This is a genomic window from Vulcanisaeta sp. JCM 14467 (genome assembly GCF_001316245.1).
Lineage (GTDB): Archaea > Thermoproteota > Thermoprotei > Thermoproteales > Thermocladiaceae > Vulcanisaeta.
In genome coordinates this window covers 203,012-212,024 of the sequence record NZ_BBDM01000001.1, presented here as the reverse complement: position 1 = coordinate 212,024, position 9,013 = coordinate 203,012, and the positions used below count along the sequence as shown (strand labels likewise).

The 9,013-nt window shown below is 50.4% G+C and carries 8 protein-coding genes and 6 pseudogenes; 13 read left to right on the top strand and 1 reads right to left on the bottom strand.

Going from position 1 to position 9,013, the window contains the following annotated elements:
- The first annotated feature begins 46 nt into the window (after window positions 1–46).
- The 12 genes and pseudogenes from hisC to JCM14467_RS01230 all read left to right on the top strand — a co-directional run bounded on the left by hisC (window position 47) and on the right by JCM14467_RS01230 (window position 8,045).
- Window positions 47–1,021, top strand: a complete 975-nt coding sequence (gene hisC, locus JCM14467_RS01280) for a histidinol-phosphate transaminase (RefSeq protein WP_252900338.1) — start codon at window positions 47–49, stop codon at window positions 1,019–1,021.
- Window positions 999–1,855 (top strand): annotated as a pseudogene (hisG, locus tag JCM14467_RS01275) (ATP phosphoribosyltransferase). Before hisC ends, hisG begins: the two are co-directional and overlap by 23 nt.
- Window positions 1,855–2,542: pseudogene (gene hisA / locus JCM14467_RS19685) on the top strand (1-(5-phosphoribosyl)-5-((5-phosphoribosylamino)methylideneamino)imidazole-4-carboxamide isomerase). Before hisG ends, hisA begins: the two co-directional pseudogenes overlap by 1 nt.
- A complete protein-coding gene (gene hisBd, locus JCM14467_RS01265; protein ID WP_054848845.1) occupies window positions 2,535–3,119 on the top strand; it encodes an imidazoleglycerol-phosphate dehydratase in 585 nt (194 codons plus the stop codon). The pseudogene hisA and the gene hisBd overlap by 8 nt, the downstream one beginning before the upstream one ends.
- A pseudogene (gene hisF / locus JCM14467_RS01260) lies at window positions 3,116–3,679 on the top strand (imidazole glycerol phosphate synthase subunit HisF). The gene hisBd and the pseudogene hisF overlap by 4 nt, the downstream one beginning before the upstream one ends.
- Window positions 3,680–3,729: 50 nt before the next feature.
- A complete protein-coding gene (locus JCM14467_RS14755) occupies window positions 3,730–3,861 on the top strand; it encodes a hypothetical protein (RefSeq protein ID WP_252900335.1) in 132 nt (43 codons plus the stop codon).
- Window positions 3,858–5,042, top strand: a pseudogene (gene hisD, locus JCM14467_RS19680) (histidinol dehydrogenase). Before JCM14467_RS14755 ends, hisD begins: the two are co-directional and overlap by 4 nt.
- Window positions 5,029–5,318, top strand: a pseudogene (hisE, locus tag JCM14467_RS01250) (phosphoribosyl-ATP diphosphatase). Before hisD ends, hisE begins: the two co-directional pseudogenes overlap by 14 nt.
- Window positions 5,315–5,916 (top strand): annotated as a pseudogene (hisH, locus tag JCM14467_RS01245) (imidazole glycerol phosphate synthase subunit HisH). The pseudogenes hisE and hisH overlap by 4 nt, the downstream one beginning before the upstream one ends.
- Window positions 5,901–6,335 (top strand): phosphoribosyl-AMP cyclohydrolase, encoded by a 435-nt coding sequence (hisI, locus tag JCM14467_RS01240; protein ID WP_054848844.1) that lies wholly within the window; start codon window positions 5,901–5,903, stop codon window positions 6,333–6,335. The pseudogene hisH and the gene hisI overlap by 16 nt, the downstream one beginning before the upstream one ends.
- Window positions 6,336–6,647: 312 nt before the next feature.
- Entirely contained in the window at window positions 6,648–7,361 is a 714-nt protein-coding gene (locus JCM14467_RS01235) for a tRNA(His) guanylyltransferase Thg1 family protein (protein ID WP_054848843.1), read from the top strand.
- Window positions 7,362–7,406: 45 nt separating this feature from the next.
- Window positions 7,407–8,045, top strand: a complete 639-nt coding sequence (locus JCM14467_RS01230; protein WP_054848842.1) for a TenA family protein — start codon at window positions 7,407–7,409, stop codon at window positions 8,043–8,045.
- A gap of 68 nt (window positions 8,046–8,113) precedes the next feature.
- Here JCM14467_RS01230 and JCM14467_RS01225 read toward each other — a convergent pair whose 3' ends face one another.
- Complete coding sequence (locus tag JCM14467_RS01225; RefSeq protein WP_252900331.1) at window positions 8,114–8,311, bottom strand: hypothetical protein; 198 nt, start codon at window positions 8,309–8,311, stop codon at window positions 8,114–8,116.
- A gap of 251 nt (window positions 8,312–8,562) precedes the next feature.
- Here JCM14467_RS01225 and JCM14467_RS01220 point away from each other — a divergent pair, with 251 nt between their 5' ends.
- Complete coding sequence (locus JCM14467_RS01220; protein ID WP_252900330.1) at window positions 8,563–8,916, top strand: hypothetical protein; 354 nt, start codon at window positions 8,563–8,565, stop codon at window positions 8,914–8,916.
- Window positions 8,917–9,013 lie beyond the last annotated feature (97 nt).

Below are 9,013 nucleotides of genomic sequence, written 5' to 3'. Positions count from 1 at the left end.
CGAGGCTGAGGAGTACAGTTTTGAGGATATAAAGGACGGCGTTAGGATGCACCTCAATGAATCACCATACCCACCGCCTAAGCATGTAATCGAGGCAGTGATCCGATATCTCCAATTTTCGAATAGGTACCAGCATCCTGAGTTGTTCAGGAGATTCTCCGAGTTGGCTGCCGAGTATAGCGGTGTCGAGCCCAGCAATGTATTGCCAACGCCCGGCGGTGATGGGGCTTTAAGGATCATATTCTACAACCTGGCCCAGCCTGGGGATAAGGTGGTTACGCTCTACCCATCATACAGCATGTATAGGGTCTACTCATCAGTTAGGGGTCTCAGGCACGTCAGGGTTGGGCTTGTTGAGGGTGAGGATTGGTGGTACGTCGATAGGGATGGGTTGCTCAGGGAGGTTCGTGATGCGAGGCTTGTGGTTATTGATAATCCGAATAATCCCACGGGCTCCGCGGTGCTGGATAAGGACTTGGTCGAGGAGGTGGCAGGCAGTGTTAAGGGCTTCCTGGTCATTGACGAGGCTTACTACGAGTTTTACGGCAGGTCCTTCGCCCAGTTGGTTTATGATTACCCAAACATCCTAATCGTTAGGACTCTTAGCAAGGCCTTCTCCCTGGCTGGGCTTAGGGTGGGTTACCTAATTGGGGATGGGGATGTTATTAAGGCGTTGAGGAAGACCACGACGCCATTTGATATCGCGCTACCCAGCCTAGTGGCTGGTATTAAGGCCCTGGAGGACCCATCTTACGTTAGGGACATCGTCAATGAGGTCAGCGCCAACAGGGAGTACCTGCGTGAGGGACTCATGAAGCTTGGGCTTAGGGTGTTTAATTCATACACGAACTTCCTACTCATTAAGGACAATAGGGACCTATTCACGCCGCTCATGGCTAGGTCCATAGCCACTAGGAATGTACTCTCAGGTTATTACAGGGTTACCGTGGGGACCAGGGAGCAGTGCGAGCTATTGCTGAGGGTGTTGGGTGATGTCCTTGAGGATCGCAATACCGAATAAGGGTAGGCTTCAGCAGCCCGTGCTTCAGTTCCTGGCTAATGTTGGTATTAGGCCGTTGATGAGTGATGAGAGGGCTTTGATTGTTCCGACGAATTGGGAGGGTGTGCAGTTGGTCATGGTTAGGACTGAGGACATACCGAGCATCGTGGAGACTGGGGCTGCGGAGCTTGGGATCACCGGGCATGATTATGTCGTTGAGTCGGGAGCCGACGTTGAGGAATTGTTGAGACTGGACTTCGGTAGTGCTAAGATGGTCCTGGCAGTGCCAGTATCATGGAATATATCATCGCCTGAGGAGATTAGGGGCGAGGTACGCATTGCCACTAAGTATGTCAACATCGCCAGGAGGTACGTTGAGGAGAGGGGTATTAGGGCGAGACTCGTGAAGGTTAGTGGCGCGGCTGAGGTGATGCCGTCGCTGGGTGCTGCGGATGCCATAATTGACGTGATGAGCACGGGAACCACCCTGAGACTCCATGGTTTGAAGCCGATTGACGTTGTCATGGAGACCAGCGCCGTGGTTATTGGCAATAGGGATTGGGCCAGTAGTGAGGAGTATGAGCGGATAAACATAATACTCACACTCATGAGGGGCGTATTGTCGGCTAGGGGCAAGAAGATGCTCTTCATGAACGTGCCCAATGAGAGTCTCGAGAGGGTACTATCCGTCCTACCAGCCATGCTATCCCCAGCCATATCAAAGCTTGCCAATACCAATGCGTGGGAGGTTATCACCGTCGTTGATGAGACAGGTTGCCCGAGGTCGTGGGTAAGGCCGTGGCCAATGGGGCTAGGGACATAGTGGTGATCAACATGGAGAAGGTGATTGGGTGATGCTCGAGGTAATGCCAAGCATAGATATTAGTGAGGGGATTGCCGTGAAGAGGGTCAAGGGCCAGCGAGGCACTGGACTAATCCTAGGCGACCCGTTTAAATTGGCTCAGGAGGCTTATGGTGATGGCTATGATAAGGTTCACATAGTGGATCTTGATGCTGCTGAGGGCGTTGGTAGTAATGAGGATGTCATTAGGAGGATTTGTAGGGAGGTTGGGTTTAGCCATGTGCAGGTCGGCGGTGGCATTAGGGGTATTGAGAAGGCTAGGAGGTTACTGAGGGATTGCGACTACATCGTGGTATCCACACTGCCCGTCACGGACCGAGTGAGTTCGAGGAGTTGGTTAGGGAGGTCGGTAGGGATGGGGTTCTCGTATCCATTGACTATGATGAGCAGGGCAATGTATTGATTAGGGGTTGGAGGGAGAGAGGTAGCGTTAAGGTTGAGTACTTGCTCTCGCTTGAGGTTTATGGCTTCATATTCACCTACGTACAGGGAGGGCACTGGGGAGGGTATTGACGAGAATGTGGGGCTCTACGCCAGTAAGGTTAGGGGTGTTAGGGGAGTACGCGGGCGGCATTAGTACTGTGAATGACCTAGTGAGACTCAGGGAGTTTGGTTTCAATTACGCAATTGTTGGGATGGGCTTTTACAACGGTGCCTTGAGGGGTGTTAGGTTTGTCTAGCAGGGTTGCCAGGTACGTGAGGGAGACCAGGGAGACCAGGGTTGAGGTTGAGCTCAACATTGACGAGAAGGGTGAGGTTAGGGTTGAGACGCCGATAAGGTTTCTAAACCACATGCTTGCCACGATGCTCTACTACATGAATTCCACATCCACGGTCATTGCCGAGGATAGGCAGGGCTATGATGACCACCACGTGGTTGAGGACGTAGCCATAGCACTTGGCGAGGCGTTCAGGGAAGCACTCGGTGATAAGAGGGGTATCAGGAGGTTTGCCAATGCCGTAATCCCCATGGATGACGCCCTGGTGCTTGTTGCAGTGGACATATCGGGTAGGGGAGTGAGTAATGTGGAGTTGAGACTGAGGAGGAGTGAGATTGGTGGGTTGTCCACTGAGAATATACCCCACTTCCTACAGACCTTCTCATACCACTCGGGCGTAAACCTACACGTAATACAGCTCAGGGGATCCAACACGCACCACATACTTGAGGCGGCATTCAAGGCATTGGGCATTAGTCTCTACGAGGCGAGTAGGGTGGTTTCCAGGGAAGTGCCTAGCCTGAAGGGGATTCTATGACGACGAAGAGGATAATAGCGTGCCTAGACGTTAAGGATGGGAGGGTCGTTAAGGGCGTCAACTTCATGAACCTCAGGGACAAGGGTGACCCAGTTGAGTTGGCGGCTAGGTATGAGGAGGAGGGTGCTGACGAGATAGTGTTCCTGGACGTAACTGCGACCATCGAGGGTAGGAGGGCGATGCTCAGGGTCGTTAGGGATACGGCCAGCGTGTTGTCAATACCGTTGACGGTTGGTGGTGGGATTAGGACCATCGACGACGTATCGGCAATACTGGGTAATGGTGCCGATAAGGTCAGCATAAACACGGCAGCAGTCGAGAATAAGCAATTAATAGCCGAGCGCTCGCCAATTCGGCTCGCAGGCCATTGTTGTGGCTATTGATGCGAAGATGGTCGGCAATTATTACGTGGTCTTCATTAGGTCCGGGACGTATAATACGGCTTAAACGCCGTGAAGTGGGCTAGGGAGGTTGAGGAGTTGGGCGCCGGCGAGATACTACTCACGAGCATTGATAGGGATGGTACCAGGGAGGGCTATGACCTAATACTGACTAGCTAGTCGCCGAGTCGGTAGGCATACCCGTAATTGCCAGTGGTGGTGCTGGTAGGATGGAGCACTTCCTTGAGGTCCTCAAGATCGCCGACGCCGCGTTGGCCGCTGGTGTCTTTCATGATGGGGTTATTCGAATACAGGAACTCAAGAGGTACCTGAGGGATCACGGGATCGAGGTGAGGTTATGATATCCCTTGAGCTACCCAGGCTAGGCCTAATGACTTCACGAAGGTTCTACCAATGGTTGAGGAGATAATTAGGGAGGTTAGGGAGGGCGGTGATAGGGCCTTGATTGAGCTTGAGGAGAGGTTTGACGGTGTTAAGCTTGACTCGGTGGTTGAGGATAGGGTTGATGAGCTGGCTAGTAGGGTGCCCAGGGAACTTAGGGATGCCATTGACCACATCTATGAGCAGTTGGTGGAGTTCCATAGCTCAATAAAGCCGAGGGACTTCGCCGGCCGTTCAAGGGGAGTTGAGTATGGGGTTGTTTGGAGGCCGATCAGGAGGGTGGGTATATACGTTCCGGGTGGTGGGAGGGCCTACCCATCAACACTGCTGATGGCTGGTGTACCTGCCAGGGTTGCGGGTGTTGGGGAGATTTACGTAGCAACACCGCCAAGCAGGATTGACCCAGTCATATGCTATATCTCGAAGAAGCTCGGCGTTAAGAGACTTTACAGGCTTGGTGGGGTTCAGGCAATAGCGGCCTTTGCCTACGGCACGGAGTCCGTTATTAAGGTTGATAAGGTTGTGGGTCCAGGCAATATCTACGTCCAGGCGGCTAAGTTCCTCGTGAGTAAGGATGTTGGTATTGACGGTATTGAGGGACCCACGGAATTGGTTATCATAGCTGACGAAAGCACCAACGAGGGATGTAATCCTTGACATGAGGGCCCAGGCCGAGCATGGACCAGCAACGCTCATAGTGCTTATCTCAACATCGAGGGAGTTAATCAACGAGGTAGCAAATGAGTTGAGGAGTGATGAAAACATGTACTACCTGGTGGAGGTGAGCAGTGCAGATGAGGCGATTGAGATCGCCAATGAGCTTGCGCCCGAGCACCTTTCCCTCTACGTTAGGGATCCGCACAGGTACCTGGGTAGGGTAGTTAATGCCGGCGCCGTGAGTCTCGGCCGCACACCACCGGCAATTATTGATTATGCAGCAGGCCCAAACCACATACTACCCACTAATCAATGGGCCAGGTTCAGGGGTGGTTTAACCGTGTATGATTTCCTAAAGCCCATCATGTACGCTAACGCTGAGGAGCCTGGGGAGGAGTTAGTCAAATCGGCCATGGCCCTGGCTAGGCATGAGGGCTTTGAGTTACATGCAAGGAGTATTGGTGTTAGGTATGGCTGGGAGTGATGTGTTGGATAGGCTGTATGAGGTGATACTCGATAGGATTAACACGAGGAGGGAGGGGAGTTACACGGCCATGCTTTACGAGAGGGGTAAGCCGTACATAGCGCAGAAGGTTGGTGAGGAGCCAGTGAGGTGATCGTGGCTGCACTAGCCGAGGGTAGGGAGAGGTTCATTAGTGAGGTTGCTGATCTGCTGTATCACTTACTGGTGCTCATGGCCGTGAATAACGTTAGGCCTGAGGAGGTTTATGAGGAGTTAAGGAGGAGGATGAGGCCATGAGGGCCACGATCATTAACTACGGCGTTGGCAACCTATTCAGCATCTACTCAGGGCTGAGGAGTGCTGGCTTCGAGGTCTCAATAAGCCTGAGCCAACTGGTAACGAGGATCTAATCGTCTTCCCAGGCGTTGGCTCCTTCAGCGCCGTCTCTAGGTACTTGGTCTCGCGCAGGGGATTGTTTGATGACTTGAGGAGGGGTGGTACGTACTTCCTGGGCGTCTGCCTTGGCATGCAGGTGATGTTTGAGGTTGGTACGGAGGGCGGCGTTAATAATGGGTTGGGCTGGTTCAGGGGTAGGGTGGATAGGATCGCTGGGGTTGGGCTTAAGGTGCCGCACATTGGTTGGGATAGGCTAATCGTGATCAACTCAACATGTCCATTAACCAATGGGCTGGACGGCCAGTACGTTTACTATGTCCACAGTTACGTGGCTTACCCAGTGGATGAGGATGTTGTTAAGGCTATAAGCATTTACGGCAGCCCATACCCAGCCATTGTGTGCAGTGACAATGTGGTTGGGACTCAGTTTCACCCTGAGAAGAGTGGTTGGGTGGGTAAGGTTTTCCTGAATAACTTATACAGATGGGTGAGGAGATGATCAGGCTTTCGTATGAGGACGCCGTGAGGATTGCGGATAAGTTCTGGTTTAGGCATACGGACTCAACAATAGTGGCCGTGCTACAGGACGTGGAGACCAAGGAGGTCCTCATGGTGGGACACATGAATAGAGAAGCCCTAATACGAACACTCACGACAGGTTACGTACACTTCTGGTCCCTAAGCAGGAAGAGACTATGGCTAAAGGGCGAGACCAGCGGGCATTACCAAATAGTTGAGGGTTTCAGGATCGACTGTGACGGAGACGCAATACTACTGCTCGTCAAGCCAATGGGGCCCGCTTGCCACACGGGCAATAAGTCATGCTTCTACAGGTCTTACAGGGACATAATCAATGAGTTAAGGAGTGAATTAACAATGCAGGGCAAGAATGAGAACCACAAACCTCCACGTAACTAAGGATAAACATAGAGAATATTACCATCACCATTAAGTCAATGCCCATGACGATCATCAGCGCGCAGGTCTCCGATCCTCATTGCTCAGATCCGTCCCCGCTTTACATCACTCACGATATAGAGCAACAACGTATTAAAAATCCTTTCCAATACGATGCACTACAACTCTCTTAGTCATGTCCTATGCCAATCTATGCTTATCATATTGGGTATGACGTATAGTGAGCTTCTACTAGCATTAGCTTAAAATATACCGTAATTGTTCATGGGCTTATTTTTAAATGGCCCTTACCTGACTAACTCGTGAGGTTTAATGGGCAGTGCTGATGTGCTTAACTTATTGATCAGAGCCAACCCCGTGGAGCTGGAGCGGGATTTTGACTCCAGGGTAGTCACTAGTATTGTTAAGCCACCAATCGTTGTTAGGCTTGACGGCGCCGGCTTTGGCAAGGCCCTTAGTAGCTTTACCTGGCCCAGGGATGAGAGAGTCCACAGGGCCATGCTTGATGCAGCCAGGGAGTTAATGAGGACCTTCTCAGGCGATTACGCATTGGTGATTAGTGATGAGATTAACGTATTCCTCCTCAACTACGTACCATTCAATGGGCGTGAGTATAAGCTGGTCAGCTCAATGGCTGGGTTGGCATCGGCCATTGTTAGCAACGCCCTGGGCAAGATACTGCACTTCGATGCAAGGGTCATAACGCTTAATGACAATTGTCGCGACGTGGCTAGGTACATGCTTTACCGCGTCAGAGTTGGCTTCAATAATTACCACGTTGAGATTGCCCAGAGGAGTAAAGCCATACCGCCAAGTAAGACTCCGCACATTAGCGATGTCATTAAGGCCCTGGGTGGGCCAAGACTAACCTGGGAGTCCCTGGGCACCTGCCTCGTGAGGGTTAGGGTTGAGCTTGAGGGTGTTGATAGGAGGAGTGGCGCCAGGGTTAGGTACGTGAGGAGGAGGATCATTGAAAGGAACCCTATTGAGGTTATTAACGAACTCGGCTCATGCAGTGTTCAATAACATTGTTAATAATGCTTAATAACTGTGTAATTACAGCATTAGTGTATGGTTAGTACTCACGAGAGGCTCAGGGAGTTAGTTGGTGAGTTATGGGATAGGTACGTTAGACATGAGTTTGTCGAGAGACTGAAGGATGGCTCATTACCGATTGACGTGTTTCGGTATTATCTTATTCAGGACACGAAGTACGTTAGGGAAATGCAGAGGACCGTTATTGAGGCAGCCAGCAGGGCACCGCTTAGTGAGGCTATTGACGTGTTGACGGCCGTGTTTAGTAACGTTGAGAGAGGTGCGGAGGTTCATGAGAGGTTGTTCAGGGAATTATCAATAACCGAGGACGAGGTCAATAACACGGGATTCAACCTCGTGAATTACGCATACACAAGGCACCTGCACTACTACGCATCACTGGGTTGGCCGCAATTCCTCGCCGCGTGGGCACCATGCATGTGGGGGTACGGCGAAATAGGCAGGTACGTCGTTGGTACTAGGAATGGATTATTTAATGCGTGGGCGGAATTCTACGCATCGAGTGATTACTGGTCGAGGGTTGAGGCCGTGCTCAGGGCGCTGGATAGGTATGAGGTTACGCCCGAGATGGAGAGGGCCTTTAGGGATAGTGTGAACTTCGAGATAATGTTCTGGGAAGCCTCGCTGAGGAAGGACCCAGCAATATTTTATTGATTATTTAAATTAAATTGAAAGTAATAATAAACACCTAACTCGGTGCTACGTAATAACCCTCTACCACATCATAGCAGTTTCTCTAGCAAATCAGTAAGGCAGGACATTGATGGCACAATTAATCTACCTAGCATCTCTATCCTCCTAATGAACTCCACGGCCAAATTACCCTTAATCTCTGGTGATTCTTTCAGAAGCTCATAATACCTAGCCTCAAGCATCTTCGCCAATTTCCCACGGGCCGTATTAGTCTTCGTTGCATTCATCATAAACGATTTATTTAAGGCTAATATAAAGCTTACATTGTTGAGAACTACGATATGCCACACCGTTAACGCAGTTTCTGAAACACTGCATATATTAAGAATCACTACTTAGGCATAACCATCCCATTTAATGGAAATATCTCAATTATGCCCATTTAAGTATTGAAATTAATTAAAGTTAATCCTCAGGGAAAGGTTTATTAATGCCAGGGAATCATTATACTGATAACTTTATGGACTTGAGCGAGTTAATGAATCTGCTGATTAGTAGAGGCGTGGACTACGTAATGGCGCAGTTGCCAAGTTGGATCAGTAGGAGGGAGGTCTCGAGGGAGGATGCCTCAATAATACTCATGTACATAATGAGCAACAAACTAGACGAGTTGGGCAAGAAAATCGATGACTTAAGTAAGAAGGTTGACACGGGGTTTAACGACTTGAGTAGGAAGATTGATGACTTGCGTAAGGAGGTCATTGATAGGCTAGACTTAATAAGCAATCAATTAAGGGTCTTGAACTCAAACATTGCAGCCACGTATGAGTTAACCTCGAAGGTCATGACAAAGATCATGGAAACCAGCTTCGTGCAACCGCCGCGCTCGTAGTAATTAATCAGCCACAGAAGCTAGTGGTGTATTCATTCTCGAAGCCCGTTACTTGGGTTCCCGAGTTTGGGAAGCCGCTGGGTATTTCGTGCTGGCC